The organism is Desulfosporosinus burensis (genome assembly GCF_054657535.1).
This window is the reverse complement of the sequence record NZ_BAAHYN010000012.1, coordinates 73,703-92,516: the sequence shown is the minus strand read 5'-3', so window position 1 is coordinate 92,516 and position 18,814 is coordinate 73,703. Positions and strand designations below refer to the sequence as shown.

14 protein-coding genes are annotated in these 18,814 nt (G+C 43.2%); 2 read left to right on the top strand and 12 right to left on the bottom strand.

The genetic code is table 11. From position 1 onward, the window contains the following. Window positions 1-76: 76 nt before the first annotated feature. Window positions 77-1,240 (bottom strand): phosphoglycerate dehydrogenase, encoded by a 1,164-nt coding sequence (locus ACYQ3Q_RS20250; RefSeq protein ID WP_459930317.1) that lies wholly within the window; start codon window positions 1,238-1,240, stop codon window positions 77-79. A 20-nt stretch (window positions 1,241-1,260) separates the two neighbouring features. Further along, the gene (gene serC, locus ACYQ3Q_RS20245; protein WP_459930316.1) at window positions 1,261-2,343 is read right to left on the bottom strand and encodes a 3-phosphoserine/phosphohydroxythreonine transaminase; all 1,083 of its coding nucleotides are present in this window, start codon (window positions 2,341-2,343) and stop codon (window positions 1,261-1,263) included. A 776-nt stretch (window positions 2,344-3,119) separates the two neighbouring features. Here serC and ilvA point away from each other — a divergent pair. Then, window positions 3,120-4,367 (top strand): threonine ammonia-lyase, encoded by a 1,248-nt coding sequence (gene ilvA / locus ACYQ3Q_RS20240; protein WP_459930315.1) that lies wholly within the window; start codon window positions 3,120-3,122, stop codon window positions 4,365-4,367. Between the two features lie 578 nt (window positions 4,368-4,945). Continuing rightward, window positions 4,946-7,537, top strand: coding sequence for a PEP/pyruvate-binding domain-containing protein (locus tag ACYQ3Q_RS20235; protein WP_459930314.1), 2,592 nt, complete (start codon window positions 4,946-4,948; stop codon window positions 7,535-7,537). A gap of 102 nt (window positions 7,538-7,639) precedes the next feature. Here ACYQ3Q_RS20235 and ACYQ3Q_RS20230 read toward each other — a convergent pair whose 3' ends face one another. The 10 genes from ACYQ3Q_RS20230 to ACYQ3Q_RS20185 all read right to left on the bottom strand — a co-directional run bounded on the left by ACYQ3Q_RS20230 (window position 7,640) and on the right by ACYQ3Q_RS20185 (window position 18,800). Next, window positions 7,640-8,212 carry an ANTAR domain-containing response regulator gene (locus tag ACYQ3Q_RS20230; RefSeq protein WP_459930313.1) on the bottom strand — a complete coding sequence of 191 codons (573 nt, stop codon included), beginning with the start codon at window positions 8,210-8,212 and terminating at the stop codon, window positions 7,640-7,642. Between the two features lie 122 nt (window positions 8,213-8,334). Then, window positions 8,335-9,663: a type I glutamate--ammonia ligase gene (gene glnA / locus ACYQ3Q_RS20225; protein WP_459930312.1), complete on the bottom strand. Its 1,329-nt coding sequence runs from the start codon at window positions 9,661-9,663 to the stop codon at window positions 8,335-8,337. Between the two features lie 104 nt (window positions 9,664-9,767). Continuing rightward, on the bottom strand, window positions 9,768-10,508 hold the full coding sequence (locus ACYQ3Q_RS20220) for a GltB/FmdC/FwdC-like GXGXG domain-containing protein (RefSeq protein WP_459930311.1): 741 nt from the start codon (window positions 10,506-10,508) through the stop codon (window positions 9,768-9,770). A gap of 5 nt (window positions 10,509-10,513) precedes the next feature. Next, entirely contained in the window at window positions 10,514-11,776 is a 1,263-nt protein-coding gene (locus ACYQ3Q_RS20215) for an NAD(P)/FAD-dependent oxidoreductase (protein WP_459930310.1), read from the bottom strand. 1 nt (window position 11,777) lies between these two features. After that, complete coding sequence (locus ACYQ3Q_RS20210; RefSeq protein WP_459930309.1) at window positions 11,778-12,281, bottom strand: 4Fe-4S dicluster domain-containing protein; 504 nt, start codon at window positions 12,279-12,281, stop codon at window positions 11,778-11,780. Window positions 12,282-12,460: 179 nt separating this feature from the next. Further along, window positions 12,461-13,963 carry a glutamate synthase-related protein gene (locus tag ACYQ3Q_RS20205; RefSeq protein WP_459930308.1) on the bottom strand — a complete coding sequence of 501 codons (1,503 nt, stop codon included), beginning with the start codon at window positions 13,961-13,963 and terminating at the stop codon, window positions 12,461-12,463. After that, complete coding sequence (locus ACYQ3Q_RS20200) at window positions 13,926-15,056, bottom strand: class II glutamine amidotransferase (protein ID WP_459930307.1); 1,131 nt, start codon at window positions 15,054-15,056, stop codon at window positions 13,926-13,928. Before ACYQ3Q_RS20200 ends, ACYQ3Q_RS20205 begins: the two co-directional genes overlap by 38 nt. A gap of 311 nt (window positions 15,057-15,367) precedes the next feature. Beyond that, window positions 15,368-16,627, bottom strand: a complete 1,260-nt coding sequence (gene mutY, locus ACYQ3Q_RS20195) for an A/G-specific adenine glycosylase (protein ID WP_459930306.1) — start codon at window positions 16,625-16,627, stop codon at window positions 15,368-15,370. Between the two features lie 78 nt (window positions 16,628-16,705). Further along, window positions 16,706-17,131, bottom strand: a complete 426-nt coding sequence (locus tag ACYQ3Q_RS20190; protein WP_459930305.1) for an EamA family transporter — start codon at window positions 17,129-17,131, stop codon at window positions 16,706-16,708. 184 nt (window positions 17,132-17,315) lie between these two features. Beyond that, window positions 17,316-18,800, bottom strand: coding sequence for a glutamate synthase subunit beta (locus tag ACYQ3Q_RS20185; RefSeq protein ID WP_459930304.1), 1,485 nt, complete (start codon window positions 18,798-18,800; stop codon window positions 17,316-17,318). Window positions 18,801-18,814 lie beyond the last annotated feature (14 nt).

The window sequence follows — 18,814 nt, the reverse complement described above, 5'->3', positions numbered from 1 at the left end:
AGGCACCCTGTTTCTCCACCAGCGAAACACGGTGCCTGTCCACTTGTTTCGCTGGTCCTCTTGACCTTCGTTCTGACTACTTAATGATCCTAACTTTTAAAACCCCGTCAATTTCTCTGATTTTCTTTTCTAATTCAGGGGTCGAAGGGGATTCAATATCAAGTACGGTATAGGCATACTGTCCTTTGCTTTTATTAATCATGTCCGGAATATTAATGTTTTCTTTAGCGAAAGTTGATGTGAATTGGCTTAGCATGTTCGGGATATTTCTATGATTAATGGCAATACGTCCAGCTTTATTACATACCCCCATGTCACAGTTTGGATAATTGACTGAATTTATGATATTTCCATTTTCAAGGTAGTCCATTAATTGCTTCACTGCCATAACTGCACAGTTATCTTCTGATTCACTTGTCGAAGCACCTAAATGAGGAATGGTAATGACTCCTTCGATACCGCACACTTTAGGATTTGGAAAATCCGTGATATATCGACTGACTTTTCCGGAGTTCAAGGCTTCAATCATATCCTCATCAATGACCAAGGAATCTCTTGAAAAGTTGAGTATTTTCACTCCATCCTTCATGATAGCAAATGTTTCTTTGTTAAACATTCCCTTCGTGGTATCGGTTAGAGGGACATGAACCGTAATAAAATCACATTCTCGAAAGATCTCTTCTAACGACTTAGTAGGCTTAATGAATTTTGAAAGCTTCCAAGCAGCATCCACCGAAATGAAAGGATCATATCCGTAGACCTCCATCTCAAGCTTATTCAAGGCATTAGCAACTAAAACTCCTATCTCGCCAAGTCCAATGACCCCTAGTTTTTTGCCTTTTATTTCTGTTCCAGCAAACTTTGATTTATTTTTTTCTACGAGTTTAGCAACCTCTGGATCATGTTGACAAGAGTTTACCCAGTTTACTCCGCCAAAAATATCACGTGAAGCAATAATTAATGAAGCAATGACAATTTCTTTTACGCCATTGGCATTAGCGCCTGGGGTATTAAAGACTACCACTCCACTTTCGGCACATTTATCCAAGGGAATATTGTTAACTCCAGCTCCAGCTCTAGCAATAGCCTCTAACGAACGGGGTAGCTCTAAATCATGAACACTCGAACTTCTTACGAGCACGCCATTTGCATCATTAAAACGATCAACCATTTCATAATGATCCGAAAATAGGTCTAATCCAACATTGGCTATGGGATTTAAACAGTTAATTTTAAACACAGTTACATCCACCCCTTAAATTATTGATTATCTTCTTCAAATTTCTTCATGAATTCAACTAAAGCCTTGACCCCATCTTTTGGCATCGCATTGTAGATACTTGCTCTCATACCACCAACACTTCTGTGTCCCTTTAAGCTTTCAAAGCCAGCAGCCTTAGCTTCCTTTATAAATTTAGCATTCAATTCATCGGAATCCGTGACAAAAGGGATGTTCATTAAAGAACGGTCCTTCTTTACTACAGTTCCTCGAAATAGCTTACTAGAATCAAGATAATCATATAAAATAGCAGCCTTTTCTAGATTGATTTTTTTCATGGCTTCTAGCCCGCCTAGCTTCTGAACCCACTTGAATACTTTACCGCAAATATAGATACCATATGCTGGAGGGGTATTATACAGGGAATTGTTATCTGCATGGGTCTTATATCTTAACATCGTTGGGGTCCCGGGTAAGACGTCCTCCCTAATTAAATCTTCACGAATGATGACTACAACCACTCCTGCAGGACCAATGTTCTTTTGTACGCCAGCAAAAATAAGACCATAGTTTGTTACATCAACAGGTTCAGATAGTATATCTGAGGACATGTCAGCGACTAGAATCTTCTCCCCAGTTTCAGGTAAGTCATGATATTTCGTTCCATAAATGGTATTGTTATGGCAGATATAGACATAATCAGCATCATCTGAAATCTTAAGGTTCTTGAGATCCGGGATATAGGAAAACGTCTTATCTTCAGAAGAAGCTATGACATTAATCTTTCCATATAGCTTACCTTCAGAAATCGCCTTTTTCGCCCATTGTCCTGTGTTAATGTGATCAGCTACTCTATTCTTCATTAGGTTCATAGGAATCATGGCAAATTGTTGGGATGCTCCGCCTTGAAGGAACAAGACCCTGTAATTATCCGGAATTTTCATTAAATCTCTTAAATCTTTTTCAGCATCGCCAATAATTTGTTCGAAAGCTTTTGAACGATGACTCATCTCCATAACCGACATACCTGTTCCATTGTAATCCAACATTTCCGCTGCTGCTTCTCTAAGTACCTCTTCCGGTAATACGGCGGGACCTGCAGCAAAATTGTAAACTCTTGACATTGAAAACCCTCCTTCTATTTTATGCAATTGAATTAAAACTGGAATACTTAACCAGAATTCTGCAAACTGAATCCTTTTCCATAAAATAGTACTTTTCTATAAAACACACCTTCTTTTTTAGATTATTAATAAACTTACATAATCTGGATATTCAAGGAAAAACAAAACCCACCCCAGCATTGGGGCGGGAATTCCGCGGTGCCACCCAAGTTCTAGTCGATTAAGGGTACAGGTAAACAGACGCATAAAATTATAAAAACCCCTCGTCCCAATTAGGGACGAGAGGTTATTCCCGCGTTGCCACCCATGTTGCCAAAAATCGGCCAACTTATGTCCGCTTTATCGGGCGGAACCCGTCACAATTCATCATTGGCCACTCCAGGATGGAATCCTACAGCTTTGTAGACTGACTTCCACCAACCGTCAGTTCTCTAAACTCTAAAAGCTAGGGACTTCCCTTCATCGTGTTCAGTATAAGTATTTGAATTGTTTTGATTTTAATTGATTAATGTCGTCGTGTCAAGTCCTAATTTTAAAACTTTTGTTGGTTTATCTCTATAAATTAACGAATGGAATCTTTTCTATTCACTGGCCCTATTAAAGGGTTAAAAGACATGAACTTAGGATGCGTTGTATACTGTACCTAAAAGATTAGTGAAATGATTTATTATATTGGCAAAAGCACCCTAAAAGAGTGTATGATATAGAATAATTATCTATGTGGTTGATAAGTCATTTCAAAAGACTAACCCGAGTTCTATGAAAGGGGTAACATCATGGGAAAAGTATTTTTAGAAGATATCATCAAAGCAGGTCAAGCACTCAAATGCGTGATCAATAAAACACCGCTCCAACGAAATGACATTCTCTCAGAAAAATACAACTGCAATCTCTATTTAAAGCGTGAAGATTTACAGGTTGTACGTTCGTTTAAGATTCGTGGAGCTTATAACCTGATGCAAAGTATTCCCTCTGACCAATTAAACAAGGGTGTCGTCTGCGCCAGTGCAGGCAACCACGCCCAGGGGGTCGCCTATTCATGTAAAGCCTTAAGTATTCCGGGGACAATATTCATGCCCATTACCACCCCAAAGCAAAAGGTCTCTCAAGTCAAGCGCTTCGGAGGAAGTTTTATCGAAGTCATTCTAACTGGAGACACCTTTGACGATGCCTTTAATGATGCCAAAGATCATTGTGAAGCTGAAAACAAGATTTTCATTCATCCTTTTGATGATCCTATGGTTATCGCTGGGCAGGGTACAATCGCTATTGAAATTCTTAACGATTTAGCAGATCCAGTCGATTATGTTTTCGGAGCCATAGGAGGGGGCGGCATGATGTCAGGAGTCGGAACATACATCAAACGCCTAAGCCCAGCTACTCAGATTATCGGAGTAGAACCTACTGGAGCCTCTTCTATGAAGCAATCCCTTGATCGAGGTGAGGTTATGGCCTTAGACAAAATCGATAAATTTGTTGATGGTGCAGCTGTAAAGCGTGCTGGGGACCTAACCTTTGAGATCTGTCAAGAAGTTCTAGACGGTGTCACTGTCGTCAGTGAAGGAAAAGTTTGCACTACCATCTTGGAAATGTACAATGATAGCGCTATTGTCGTCGAACCAGCTGGTGCTCTTGCTATAGCTGCGCTGGATGCTTATACGAGTCAGATCCATGGCAAAAACGTCGTATGCATTATTAGTGGCGGAAATAATGATATTGAACGGACAGCGGAAATTAAAGAACGCTCCCTCCTCGATCAAGGACTCAAGCACTATTTCATCATTAACTTCCCACAACGCCCTGGTGCTCTGAAAGAATTCATGGTCGATGTCATGGGCCCAAACGATGACATCACGCGATTCGAGTATACGAAAGTTAACAATAAAGAAAAAGGCCCTACCTTAGTCGGGATTGAGCTGACCTACAAAGAAGATTACCTTACCTTCGTAGAGAAAATGGACAAAAAGGGAATTCAATACACGGTTATCAACGAGAACCAGGAATTGTTTGATCTCCTGATCTAAGACCTTGATTTAGCAAGCGGGTATCTGATCGTAATGGACGTTATGGTCGTTATGGTCGTAATGCTCGCATTAGACTTTTTGAACTACCTGATTAAATTTCTGTTTGCCTAATTTTTTCGAATATCTATTGCATTGGATGTTATTCTTGCGATACATTATAACTATAATCTATATTAACCTCGCACTTTAGCGACTATAAGAAAGCAACGGCGCTTTGGAAATTACTCGAAAACGAACGAGTCTTTCTATTGCGCCGTTTTTGATTTATTTTTTTAAACTCCGATAACGCTAAGCGGCACAACTGATGAATTCAACTGGGCTATTTCCAGAGCAGAAAGTATAATTTTACAGTTGTATACTTCTGGAAGCATCAGTGCAACTTAGACGGCCGCCCTAGGGTCCCTTCTCACCATCACGGCACATTACCCTCACAGCGCCTTACCATCACGATGCCTTACCTTGGTGGCGCTCTAATCTCGCACATCCTTATTCGAGTCATGGCCAGCGCTAGGCGCTAACCAGTTTTCTATCTCTCCTATTAGGAAGTCCTTCCATTAATTACGAGGAGGTATCTGACTATGGAAAATCCCCAAATAGTGAGCACTGGCTTTGCTAGATTGGATGACGTGATCCAGCATCTGAGGATGGGAGATAATGTCGTTTTTCAGGTTAGGGAGATTGAAGTATATCAGAGATTCGTCAAGGCTTTTATTGAAAAGAATTCAGATCCACCCAGAAAGATTATCTATATCAATTTTACTCGACACGATCCACTTATTAAGAATACCAATGAAGTTGAGATTTTTCCGGTCAATGCTGAGAACGGATTTGAAGAGTTTTGTGCCCAAATTCATGAAAAAATTACGCGTGAAGGACGAGATGTTTTCTATATTTTCGACTGTTTATCTGAGCTTTTAGATCGTTGGGCCACCGATTCGATGATCGGAAATTTCTTTAAGGTAACCTGTCCTTATCTCTATGAGTTGAATACCATCGCTTATTTCGCGACCTTCAAAAACCACAATTCCTTCCATACCACGGCTGTGATTCGTGATACGACTCAGGTCTTGTTCGATGTTTTCCAAGTCGATGCCACGACCTACATTCACCCATTAAAAGTTTGGAATCGCTATACTCCGACACTATTCCTTCCCCATTCTATCCATGAAAGTCAATTTGCACCCATAACCAGCAGTGGAGATGTGGCTGCTCTCTATTCTCAGCTCGGAGAGGATGATGAAAATCCTGAGCGTGATCTCGATTACTGGGATCGTTTATTTTTAAAGGCTGCCGAACTCCTTTCTTCCTCCTCTTCAACTTCAGCTCAAGTGAAAGAGCGCATTCAGCAACTAGCAAGGATATTTCTAACCCGTGACGAGAGAATTCTTGAACTAATCTATGAACATTTTTCTCTCCAGGATATCTTGTCTACTAAGTCACGCCTGATTGGTTCGGGCTTTATCGGCGGTAAAGCCATCGGAATGCTTCTAGCGCGAAAAATTCTAATCCAAGCCTCTAAAACATGGAAAAGCCTCCTTGAACCTCATGATTCATTTTATATAGGTTCAGACGTGTTTTACTCTTTTCTTGTTGATAATCAATTATGGAAACTCAAGCTGGAACAACGACGAACACGTGAACGATATTATGAAAAAGCCTCTTATCTGAGCGATAAAATTCTCCAGGGACAGTTTAACGATACGATAAAAAATAAATTTCTTAGAATGCTTGAATATTTCGGTCAGTCCCCGATTATTGTCCGTTCCAGTAGCCTTCTAGAAGATGGCTTTGGAAATGCCTTTCCTGGTAAATACGAAAGTGTCTTCTGTATCAATCAAGGTACCCTTGACGAACGATACCATCACTTCACTGAGGCTGTTCGAGAAGTCTTTGCCAGTACCTTAAGCGAAGAAGCACTGGCTTATCGGGAAAAACATGGTCTAACCAATACTGAAGAGCAAATGGCCCTGCTTGTCCAAAGGGTGTCTGGATCAAATAAGCAAGACTATTTTTTCCCTGATCTTGCAGGGGTGGGTTTTTCTCACAACACCTATGTTTGGGATACTCAGATGAATCCTAACGCCGGTATGATACGGCTTGTTCTTGGCTTGGGGACAAGAGCAGTGAATCGGCTTGAAGGAGATTATGCTAGAATTGCGGCTTTAGATCGACCCCAATCTATGCCTTATGATGGACTTCAGAGTTTCAAAGCCTATTCCCAACAAAAAATGGACGTCTTGAACATCCGTCAAAACCGTCAAGAATGCCTTTCTATCCAAAGTCTGATGGATCAAGATATCGACTTACATCAAACGACAATTGCTGAGCGTGATCTAGAAACAGAACAAAGAATGAAACAACTTGGCCTAAAGCGTAAAGAGTCTTGGGTTTTTAGTTTCAACAAATTATTTGCTGACACCGATTTTGCTCCAACCTTCTCTAAGCTTCTTAAAACCCTTGAAGCGGCCTATTGCCATCCTATAGATATTGAATTCACGCTGAACTTCCGGAACAATGGCCAGTATCTCATTAACCTCTTACAATGTAGGCCCTTACAGGTCCAAGGGTTTAGGGAACGCGTTGAATTCCCTCAAGAAATTCCATCGAACCAAATCCTTTTTAAAAGCAAGGGACACTTTATGGGTGGTAATATTTGCACAACAATTCATAAAGTCATTTTTGTGGACCCATTCGCTTATAACCTACTTAGCCAGTCGGAAAAATGTGAGGTTGCTAGAATCATTGGCAGGCTTAATAAGCAAATCCATAAAGAAACAACCACAGTCCTTCTTCTCGGTCCTGGAAGGTGGGGATCGCGAATTCCTTCTTTAGGAGTTCCCGTTGCTTTTGCTGAATTGAACCATATTTCGATCTTAGGAGAAATCGGCTACCAACATACCGGCTTCCTTCCCGATGTATCGTTTGGAACCCATTTCTTCCAGGATATGATCGAAAGCGAGATATTTTATCTGGCTCTATTTCCCGAAAAGCAAGACTCTATTTACCAGGTAGATTTATTAGATAATTTTGCTCAAAAATCTCTTGATATAGGAACAGGAAAGTTCGATCTTAGAGACGCTGTGAAGGTATATGACTTTGAACCAAGCAAACAAAGCTTAATCATGATTTCCGATATCTCAAACCAAGAGATTCAATGCTTTATTAAGTGAAAACTTCTTTGATGACTGATGACATCTTCTTGCGAAATCCTAATAATTTCCATTATATAAAGCCAAAGGGATACCTAGTTTTGATGAACTAGGTATCCCTTTTTATTCATACTTCTTTATTATCTCTTCAGCGACCAGAGCTTGAGAAAGTCGTAAATCCATGGCCCTCTTCTGAATGAGACGAAAGGCCTGCGGCTCGCTCATATTTAACTTTTCTACCAGGATCCATTTGGCTTGTTCCAGGATCTTGCTCTCATCGATCCGCTTCTTTAATCTATCTCGCTCATTGATTAATTGAGTCATCGAATTTCGTACAGATAGTGCAAACCGAGCAGTTTGAAGCAAGGTTAAGCGATTAATAGGCTTAGGCAGAATCAGGGCACCTATCTTTTCGAGACTACATTGCATATCGAGCAGCTGATCCGGTCTTGCGATCACCACTATGCCAGCGGATGTTTTATCGTGGGCATCGAAGACCAAATCCGTTCCTTGTTCATCGGGTAGTGGAGTGCTAATAATCACCAAATCTAATACAGTGTTAATAAAACTTCTGCGCGCTTCATTAGCAGAATGAGCGCAACTTACCGGATAAAAACCTTCTTTTATCAGCATGGCTTGCATACTGCTCGCCATATCAGCTTTTCCACAAACGATTAATACACTCCCCGCACTCACTACAATCACCCCTTTGAGCAGGGTAAAGAAAACTTAGTTGGCCCTATGCGTTAGCTAAGGCGGCCACCTAGTTGCACTTATGCCACCCAAAACATATACTTTCTATCTTCGTAAACCGACCGTTAATAAGGTTTTAGATACTTTTCAATCTCCCATGCATGGACTGAGTTATCATAGGCTTCCCATTCCAAAGTCTTGGCAGCTAAATATTTGTTAAACGTATGTGCACCAAGTGTCGACTGAATCAGCGGATCTTTCTTCATCTCTTCAAGGGCGAACAAGAGGTTAGAGGGTAACCGTTCGAGTTTAAGATCTTTCTCCTGTTCAGGGGACAAGTTATAAATATTCACTTTAACTGGATCGACCAGTGGCAAGCGATTGTTTAAACCATCCAGTCCCGCCTCTAACACCACTGCTAAGGTCAAATAAGGATTACAGGTAGGATCAGGACTTCGAAGTTCCAGTCTTGTCCTTTCTCCCCGAGGTGCCGGAACTCGTAGCAAGGGACTTCGGTTCATGTGAGACCAGGCGATATGCACTGGAGCTTCATAACCTGGTTGTAGTCGTTTGTACGAATTGACAAGGGGATTGGCGATGGCCGTAATCCCTTTAATATGATTTAACAACCCTGCCGTAAAACACTTAGCCGTTTCAGAAATATCGTTTTTAGTTTCACCCCCATTAAAGAGGTTGATTCCGTTTTTGGTTAAGGACATATTAATATGCATTCCCGAACCATTGACGTTAGGAAGTGGTTTGGGCATAAAGGTTGCATGAAGACCGTTGCGCTGAGCAATAATCTTAACCACCATTTTAAAGGTCATGATGTTGTCAGCCGCTGTGAGAGCATCCGTATACTTAAAATCGATTTCATGTTGCCCTGCCGCTGTTTCATGATGCGACGTTTCGATTTCGAACCCCATTTCCTCTAAGACCATGCAAATTTCACGACGAGTATTTTCCCCTAGATCGATCGGGGCTAGATCACAATAACTGGCCGAGTCATGGGTAATCGTGGTTGGCTGCCCTTCGTCATCGTTGTAAAACAGAAAAAACTCGCATTCGGGACCAACTTGAAATGTATAGCCTAAGTCTTGCGCTTTCTTCAAGGTTCGTTTAAGAATATAGCGGGGATCTCCTTCAAACTGCATACCGTCATGGTTCTTGATATCGCAAATGATTCTCGCGACCTTACCTTGTTGCGGCCTCCACGGAATGATGGAGAAGGTAGCTGGATCAGGAAAAAGAAACATATCGGATGATTCGATACCAGAGAATCCTGCCACGGCTGAGCCATCAAACATAACTCCGTTTTCGAAAGCGTGTGCAAGTTGTTTATCCGTAATCGCAATGTTCTTCATACTGCCATAAATATCTGTAAACTGTAGGCGTATAAACCGAACATCATTTTCTTTCACAAACTTAAGACAATCTTCTTTTGAAAAATGCAATTCAGATGCTCTCCTTTCTCAAGTAAAAATATGAACTAATTCTCTTTTATTAGCCTTATTATATCTCAAATAAGGCCGTTTGTAGCCATAGTTCATAAAAATGCTTACCAGCCACAATAAAGATTGCCATAGGGTCTTTTATTATAAGGAATCAACTTGGAAAATCTTTTGGCTATAATCTGCTCATAATTTCCACCAAAATAGCCGACATAATCTTTAACATAGCGCTTAAGCTGTTCTTGATCTTGCTCAGAAAGTTCTACCACCTTGACTTCCTTGCCCAGTTTATAGTCTTCCACTTCCCCTCGGATATACATAACTCCGCCATGCATCCCCGTCCCGCAATAGGACCCTACTATTTCTTCATCGTCTTCCAGGCCTAGACCGAGGACGACAATAACCCCACCGGCCATGTATTCCCCTAAAAAATCTCCTGCTTTCCCTCCCAAGACAATCGCCGGAATCTTTGCTTGGTATTCCTTCATATGAATTCCGACCCGGTATCCTCCATTCTCCCGAATATAAATCTCTCCACCGCGCATGGCATAACCGACAGTATCACCTGAACTTCCATGAACCACGATTTTTCCATCATTCATAGTATTCCCGATACTGTCTTGAGTATTTCCTTCAACAAATAACTCTAAGCCATTCATAAAGGCGGCCATATCATTTCCAGGGGTTCCTTTAAGTGTTAAACGTGCCTGGCCTGTGATTCCATCTCCAATATAGCGTTGCCCATTCACGTTTTTAACCACAATTTCTTCAGAACCAGTAGCAAGTTCCTCACGAATCTTGTTGTTCAATTGTCGATAATAGAGTCCTTTGGCATTGATTACAATCATCCGTTTCACTTCCTTAGGGTAAGTCTTTGACTGCGTAGTTCTTTGGGAAAATGAATATAGCCAAAATCCTCTTGCAAGAGATGCTCTCGAAAAGGGGTTACATCGACTTCTTGGTCCATAAGTCCGGTAAGAATTCCAGCCCGATCCACGCTATTTAAGGCAATATAGCCCACCAGCTTTCCAGCCCGTAAAACAATTTTTTTATAACTTCGCTTAGTCTGATCTTGTTGGATATATTCTTGAAAATCAGGAGCATTGGGTTTAATAATCCCTGCAGTGAGCATGGGCAGGTCAAAAAAACCGATGGCGTTCATGGCGAATCCGCCTAGGTATGCGGAGCTTCCTCCAGCCATGTTCACCCCTGCATTAAATCCTTGCTTAAAGGCATTCGGCAGAATCGGTAAGACACGGTTCTCCTGATAGATCTTGTCATATCCTTCTGTGACATCGCCGGCCGCATAGACATCGCTAACACTCGTTGCCATTTGCGGATTAATTAAGATGCCTTGATTTAGCTCGATTTCGGTATCCCGGACAAGATCCAGATTTGGTCTGACCCCGATGGCTAGGATTACCCGATCACACTCTAACTCTTCTCCATTCTGCAGGCGAACTCCAGTTACCTTGCCCTTCTGACCCAAAATCTCGGCTACCGTATTATTTAATTGAAACTTCACGCCTTGTTCTTCAAGATGATCCTGGACGATTTGAGCTGAGTCTTCATCAAGAATGGCACTTAAAATGCGATTCGAGAGTTCAGCGACTGTCACATTCGCTTCTCGCTTAACCAAGGCCTCAGTGGCTTTGAGGCCAATGAGGCCCGCCCCAATGACCACCACTTTGATTCCCGGAAAGAGTTCTTTTCCCAACTCCTTCACATCGTCCCAAGTCAAAAAGGTTGACACTCCAGAGTACTCTCTGCCCGGGATGGGGGGACTTATGGGTTTTCCGCCAGTTGCAATCAAGAGGCGATCATACTCAATCTTTTCCCCTGTAGGAAGTTCGATCTTCTTTTCTTCAAGTCTTAAGGCTTGAACCTCGGTCCCGAGATGAGCCTCTACTTGCAGACGTTCATAAAAATCGGGATCTCGATAATACATCTTCTCCGGTGTAACTTTGCCTGAGAGATAATAGGAAATCAGAGGACGGGAATAGGCCGGATACGGTTCTTTGGAAAAAAGCGAAATTTTTCCTTCTTGGTCTACACTACGGATTCCTTCCACGGCCCCGATTGCTGCGGCCGAGTTCCCGACGATCACATATCTCATGCTACTCCCCTCCCTCTATATCACTATCCATAAACTGAAGGGCACGATTAGGACAATTCTGAACGCAAATCGGCACATTTGAGGCATTCGTTGGATCTGAGTCGTCTGCACCGTTAGAACAAAGGTCACATTTTGAAGCTACTTTGTGTCCTTGATTATCTCGCCGAATCGCACCGAAAGGACAAGCGAGAATACAGGTCCAACACCCCACACACCGGCTTTCATCATTGCGTACAATTCCCGTAACTAGGTCTTTCTGCATTGCTCCACTGATACATGCTTTTGTACACGGTGCTTCATCACAATGTCGACATTGGAGCGCAAATGAAATTTCTAAATTGCCTTCGACCAGAATTCTCGGTAAGGGCTTTGTCCTCTGCTTTAAAAAGGCTTTGACAATGTCCGACGGATACTCTGAATGGGCCGTCGCACAATACACTTCACAAAGTTTACAGCCCACACATACCTCTTCTCGGGCATAAACACGTTTCATTCGAAACCTCACTTCCTCTCTCCTGAGGCAAAACTACCTGCCCACTTACTCAAATAAAACAACGCTATTAATATTAATTCAACGAGTTTATTAAAAAATCCAGCTTAGAATTTACTTGATTGTCATAGCTATCTTATCTGTCTCAATAATCTCAATAGCCTAGCAACCTCTGATACTTACGAACTATATCTTTATTCACCAGCTGCTAAGACCCCCAGAATATTTAACTCACGATCTGATAATCCGATTCCCCTAAGCATCAGGCGATTTCCTCGCAAGCTTTCAATAGCATTAATCCCCATGCCACCGAGGAGTTCCTTAACCTCATGTTCCCAAGCTTTTAAAAGATTCGTGACTCTTTCTGCTCCGATCTCAGGATTCAATCGTTTGACTAATTCGGGTTTTTGCGTAGCAATTCCCCAATTACATTTTCCAATATAACATTTCTGGCACATATGACAGCCGAGGGCTATAAGAGCCGAACTGGCTACATAGACAGCATCAGCACCCAGCGCGATGGCCTTAACAATGTCTGCGCTATTCCGGATACTTCCCCCGACGACGAGTGAGACCTGATTCCGAATCCCTTCATCGCGCAAACGGCTATCCACGGCAGCTAACGCTAGTTCAATTGGAATTCCGACTGAATCCCGAGTCCGAAGCGGGGCAGCCCCAGTTCCCCCACGAAAACCGTCAATAGCAATGATATCGGCACCCGCCCGAGCAACCCCGGAAGCAATGGCGGAGACATTATGCACAGCGGCAATTTTCACAATAACTGGCTTCTCATAATTCGTGGCTTCCTTTAAAGAGTAAATAAGTTGGGTTAAATCCTCGATAGAGTAAATGTCATGGTGGGGTGCTGGTGAAATTGCATCCGAGCGTTCTGGAATCATCCTAGTACGGGATACTTCCGCACCGACCTTTTCACCCGGTAAATGCCCGCCAATTCCTGGTTTTGCTCCTTGCCCAATTTTTATCTCAATGGCTGCACCCGCATTCAAATACTCTGAATGCACCCCAAAACGACCGGATGCCACCTGAACAATCGTATTCTTGCCAAATTTATAGAGGTCTTCATGGAGACCTCCTTCACCAGTGTTATAGAAAGTCCCTAGGGTTTCTGCCGCTTGAGCTAAGGACTTAGCCACATTAAGACTTACTGAACCAAAGGACATCGCCGAGAACATGATCGGCAAGTCGAGCTCGAGCTGAGGAGGTAGGGGGTCAACAAGCTTCCCATTTTCCACTCGAAGCCGCTCGGGTTTACGGCCCAGAAAGGTTTTCAATTCCATGGGTTCTCGGAGTGGATCGATGGAAGGGTTCGTTACTTGACTGGCGTTGAGTAGCAAGTGGTCCCAATAGATCGGATAAGGGCGATCTGTCCCCATCCCAGTCAGCAAGATCCCACCGGTTTCCGCTTGTTTGTAGATTGCTTTCATGGTGTTCGCTGTCCAATTGGCGTTTTCACGAAATTCTAGAGGAAATTTCCGAATGAAGAGCGCATGAGTTGGACACATAACCACACACCGATGACAATTCACACACTGGACGTCATCTGAGACGACCTTTTCTTCTTCTGCATCCCAACGATGTGCCTCGTTCGCACATTGCCTTACGCAAACCTGACAATTAATGCAGCGATCTTTAGTTCGTTCAATAAGAAACTCCGGCGTATTCATACTGAGTGCCATACCCTTGTACTCCCTTCTTCTCGAGTGTCGCAATCACTGGTTCTCCCCCGCGGGGAGCCCAGACCTTTTCAGGGTGAGGGCAGACTTCCCGGATGGCAGATTCTTCAGAAGCAAGAAACAGAAAATCTCCTTTGGTTGCCGCGACCATCGATCGTAATTTGAGTCGATCATTAAGTGCGATCAAGCCTTGGCTTGAGCCAAGAATTATGGAGAAAGGACCATTCATTAATAAATTACCATACATCGCACGCACAGCTTTAAGCAGAACTCGTTTTTCAGGACTCATCCGCTCGATGTCTTTCCAAAACGGCGCCGCTAAGGTCGCGATGGCCACATCCATCGGCAATTTCTGTTTTCGAACTAGAAAGTCAAACGCATACGTAATCGCTTCAGTGTCGGTTTGCAGGGATAACTTATAGCCGTACATTTCTAAAAAGCGTCGATTTGCTCCATAGGATGAAATTTCTCCATTATGCACGATGGACCAATCGAGCAGGGTGAAGGGGTGAGCTCCACCCCACCAACCAGGGGTATTGGTCGGGAACCGTCCGTGCGCTGTCCAGCTGTACCCGTAATACTTGTCTAAGCAAAAATACTCTCCGATATCCTCAGGGAAACCCACCCCTTTAAAGGCTCCCATATTTTTGCCGCTTGAGACAACGAAGGCTCCCTTGCATTCGGAATTGATGTGCATCACACTGCGCACTACAAACTCATCTTCATTTTCCTCTTCCAGCAAAAAACCTGGTTTAGGTCGGACAAAGTAACGCCAAGCTAGGGGAGGGTTTTTAATCGCCCGGGTTTTCTTGGTCAGGATTTCACCGCTTTCTGCAACATGAAAAAAGTGATTGAGATAATCCTCTGTTTGTTTTTTTCCTTCCGATCCTTCAAAGTACAAGTGAAAAGCATAATAGTCCTCATACTCAGGATAAATACCATAGGCGGCAAATCCTCCACCTAAGCCATTGGAACGGTCATGCATCAAAGCAATCGACTGAATTATATCTTCTCCGGAAAAAACTTGTCCGCTGCGGTTGATAATCCCACTGATCGCACAACCGGACGGGATCCGGACTTCACCTTCTCTAAGCATTTTGTCTCTCCTTTCATCTGATCGGATTAATTCTTACTTATTAAAATTTGGGCAATCCATCCCCCCGAAGACTCGATGTCCTGCTTAAGCTGAACGACTTGAGAAAATGAAAAAGACGCCCCTAAAAAACTCATACTTATCTCAAGTACAAATTTCTTATGAGCGCCTTTGCTCTATTCATTAATGTTTTATACATTTAAACTAACATAGAGACTGCCCTACATTCAACTGTTTCAGGCCAAGTATACAATATTAAATTTAGAATGGCCATCTCTAAAAGCGTCTCGCTCAGAACTTGAATCGAATTAATCTCAGCCCTTTAGTCTAGGAGTTAATCTCTCAACAATGGTCGTAAATGCCACTGGAAGAGGGATCCCACCTAAATCGTTTATGGAAACCCAGCATTGCCTTTCTCCAAGCGGATTAATTTTTCTAGAATCTAAGCTATATTCTCCATTTAATTCTTTCATTGAGGACGCACACGATGGTCCAGTCTCAAGCGGTTCGGGCAGATTGAGCGAATCGGGACAATCCGGCAGATCGATGATCGCCCAGATCATTTTCCATTGTCGGTGGCTAAAGGTATACCAGATCGGACCATCAAATCTTAAACCTTGCTCGAATTGGTCTCTGACTAAGCTGTCAAATGTCCGCTCAGGTACGGATTGTTGAAAAAAGTCAAAGTACTCACCCATAGCAGTGGCAGGCAGCTTATCGTTTAAATCACAGAAATGGTCATGACTTAATTCCACACCTGGAAACTCCCATAGATCGGCCAATAGCCCATTGGAAGGACGTTTCTGCAAATAACACATATCCCCTCTGCGTAGCACAAAGGTCAAGCGTGTCACCACTTGGCGCGGAGCCTTGGGTTTCTTGACGGGGTAGCGCAGGAAGTCCCCTTGCAAATACCCCTGGTAGCTTTCAGCTAACGGACAACGTGGGCAGTCCGGTTTCTTTGGGGTGCAAACCATCGCCCCTAGTTCCATCAAAGCCTGATTAAAGTCCCCCGGTTGAAGAGCCGGTTGCCATATCATGAGTTGGTCTCTAAAGTGACGATAACTGCGAACAGTTTCTACTGGCTCCGACCAGGCTATAAGACGAGAAACTACCCGCTTTACATTTCCATCGATAGCAGCTACTCTCTCCCCGAAGGCAATACTGGCTATGGCTCCTGCCGTATAGTCTCCGATCCCCGGAATCTGTAGAAGGTCTTTATAATCTCTAGGCATTTTTCCACCCAATTGTTTGAGAAGATAATTAGCCCCTTCCCACATACGGCGAGCTCGAGAGTAGTATCCTAGTCCACTCCAAATCGTCAAGACATCATCCAGGCTGGCCGTCCCCAGTTGTTCTACACCGGGAAAGCGCTGTATAAATCGTTCATAATAGGGAATGACCGTCTTAACTTGAGTTTGTTGTAACATAACTTCAGACACCCAAATCGCATAGGGCTCTCCCGTCCTTCGCCATGGCAAATCTCTTTTTTCTACTCCATACCAGCTTAGTAATCGGGTCGAAATAGTCTGATCTTGGGCAATATGTTTTGCACTATCGTACGATGCTATCATTGTGTCTCGCTCCTATAGTAAAATAAAATCACGAACCGACCCTTGCTTGCTAAAGCGTATTATTTCCATGTTTTTCTATTACTTATTTATTAATATCAATCCTACTAAGCAAAATGCCACTCCTAAGATCTGGGTAATTGCAAAACCCTCTTTGTAAAACAGTATTCCTATGGGGATGAGCATAATAGCAAGAATAATATTAGCTACTAAGGACCCAACACTGATGTTCCACCCCGCCCTATACGCCAGCAGATATCCCAATTCAAGGCCCACTATTGCCCCACCTAGAGCAAAACTGGTCCAATTTAAGTCGTTAAAGGATTGAAAAAAACCTTTATCCGTTTTATAAAATGGAAATGCCACTAACGTTAAAACCGCAGCAGTTAAGTAAGTAATGAGCAACGCCGAAAAAGGGTTAGCACTTTGAGGTGTGGATTTTTGGCATACGTTGTAAATAATATTTGAGGTTACAATAAGTACTATTGGAAAAACATACATAAACATTGACGCACCCTCATTCATTTTAACTATATTTGCTGTGTCCATCCATCTATTAAACCATGAAAACGAGCGATAAGCCTAGTGCCTTTCGCTCGTTTTTACAAAGATAGATAGCAATTTTAAAAAACTCATTTGAACAAGAGGGCCAGCAATACCAATTTTTCGGTGTTGCTGGCCCTCTCCTGACTTATTTAATGACACTTTTACCCATGAGGTATTTATCGACTTCCCGTGCGGCAAGCTTTCCTTCTTGGAGAGCCCAGACGATGAGACTCTGACCTCTCCTCATATCCCCTGCCGTGAATACCTTATCCACATTGGTCTCAAAAACCTCATAGTCCGCTTTCACATTGCTGCGGGGGTCTCTAACAAGCTTAAGTTCATCGGCAATCGTATCTTCCGGACCTAGAAATCCCATGGCCAGAAGCACAAGGTCAGCTTTCCATACTTTTTCGCTCCCAAGAACTTCCTGTGGCACCATTCTTCCAGAGGGGTTCTTGACCCAAGCGATTTCTACGGTATGAACTTCAGTGACCTCACCGTTCTCATTTCCCACAATCTTTTGAGTGGATATAAGGTAGTGTCTCGGATCCTTGCCATACAGGCTAATGGCCTCTTCTTGGCCGTAATCCACTGTAAGTCTCTTAGGCCATTCCGGCCAAGGATTAGACTCTTCTCTTCTCTCGGCAGGCGGTTCAGGCATGATTTCAAATTGGTAGACGCTCTCACAGCCATGTCGTATGGAGGTGGCTACGCAGTCCGTTCCTGTATCCCCTCCACCAATAATGATCACATCCTTACCTTTGGCGCTGATGAAATTGCCGTCCTGAAGATTTGAATCCAAGAGGCTTTTAGTATTAGCCTTGAGAAAATCTACCGCAAAGTGAACCCCCTGAAGATCTTTTCCTTCAACATCAAGTCCTCGGGCTTTGGTTGCACCGGCGCAGAGCACAACCGCATCATACTGATCCACTAATTCCTGGGCACTGATGTCTTTGCCCACCTCTGTGTTAAGCACGAATTGGATTCCGGATTCCTTCAACAGCGTGAATCGTCTTTCCACGATCTGTTTTTCAAGCTTCATGTTGGGAATCCCGTACATCATTAAGCCGCCGACTCTGTCGCTTCTCTCATAGACAGTTACATCATGCCCCACTGTATTTAAATAATAGGCAGCAGATAATCCGGAAGGGCCTGAACCGACAATAGCAACTTTCTTTCCTGTGGCTTTACCCTTCCTGGGCGCTACCCACCCTTCAGCAAAGGCTTTCTCGATGATTTCATATTCAAGACTGTTTATGGTAACAGACTCCATGATATAGCCTTCTGTGCAAGCGCCTTCACACGGTGCAGGGCAGACTCTGGACGTAAATTCCGGGAAAGGGCTGGTTCTGGTCAGCCTTTTATAAGCTTCTTCCCACTGACCTTTATAAATAAGCTCGTTCCACTCAGGAATAAGATTATGCAGAGGGCATCCCGAGGCCATGCCATTTAACAGCACACCGCCGTGACAGAAAGGGACTCCGCAGTCCATGCAGCGCGCACCCTGAGATTTTATGACCTCAGGATCCCGCGGCAGCCTTATCTCCTTCCAGTCTTTGATTCTTTCTTCTGGAGATCGTTTCTTCGGTTTGATTCTTTTGTACTCTAAAAATCCCGTCGCTTTTCCCATTTCAGCCCCACCTC

Excerpts from the sequence above, each read along its gene's own strand:
- serC (WP_459930316.1), bottom strand. The coding sequence starts at position 2,343 with ATGTCAAGAGTTTACAATTTTGCTGCAGGTCCCGCCGTATTACCGGAA.
- ilvA (WP_459930315.1), top strand. The coding sequence starts at position 3,120 with ATGGGAAAAGTATTTTTAGAAGATATCATCAAAGCAGGTCAAGCACTC.
- ACYQ3Q_RS20235 (WP_459930314.1), top strand. The coding sequence starts at position 4,946 with ATGGAAAATCCCCAAATAGTGAGCACTGGCTTTGCTAGATTGGATGAC.
- ACYQ3Q_RS20220 (WP_459930311.1), bottom strand. The coding sequence starts at position 10,508 with ATGATTGTAATCAATGCCAAAGGACTCTATTATCGACAATTGAACAAC.
- ACYQ3Q_RS20215 (WP_459930310.1), bottom strand. The coding sequence starts at position 11,776 with ATGAGATATGTGATCGTCGGGAACTCGGCCGCAGCAATCGGGGCCGTG.
- ACYQ3Q_RS20205 (WP_459930308.1), bottom strand. The coding sequence starts at position 13,963 with ATGGCACTCAGTATGAATACGCCGGAGTTTCTTATTGAACGAACTAAA.
- ACYQ3Q_RS20200 (WP_459930307.1), bottom strand. The coding sequence starts at position 15,056 with ATGCTTAGAGAAGGTGAAGTCCGGATCCCGTCCGGTTGTGCGATCAGT.
- mutY (WP_459930306.1), bottom strand. The coding sequence starts at position 16,627 with ATGATAGCATCGTACGATAGTGCAAAACATATTGCCCAAGATCAGACT.
- ACYQ3Q_RS20190 (WP_459930305.1), bottom strand. The coding sequence starts at position 17,131 with ATGTTTATGTATGTTTTTCCAATAGTACTTATTGTAACCTCAAATATT.
- ACYQ3Q_RS20185 (WP_459930304.1), bottom strand. The coding sequence starts at position 18,800 with ATGGGAAAAGCGACGGGATTTTTAGAGTACAAAAGAATCAAACCGAAG.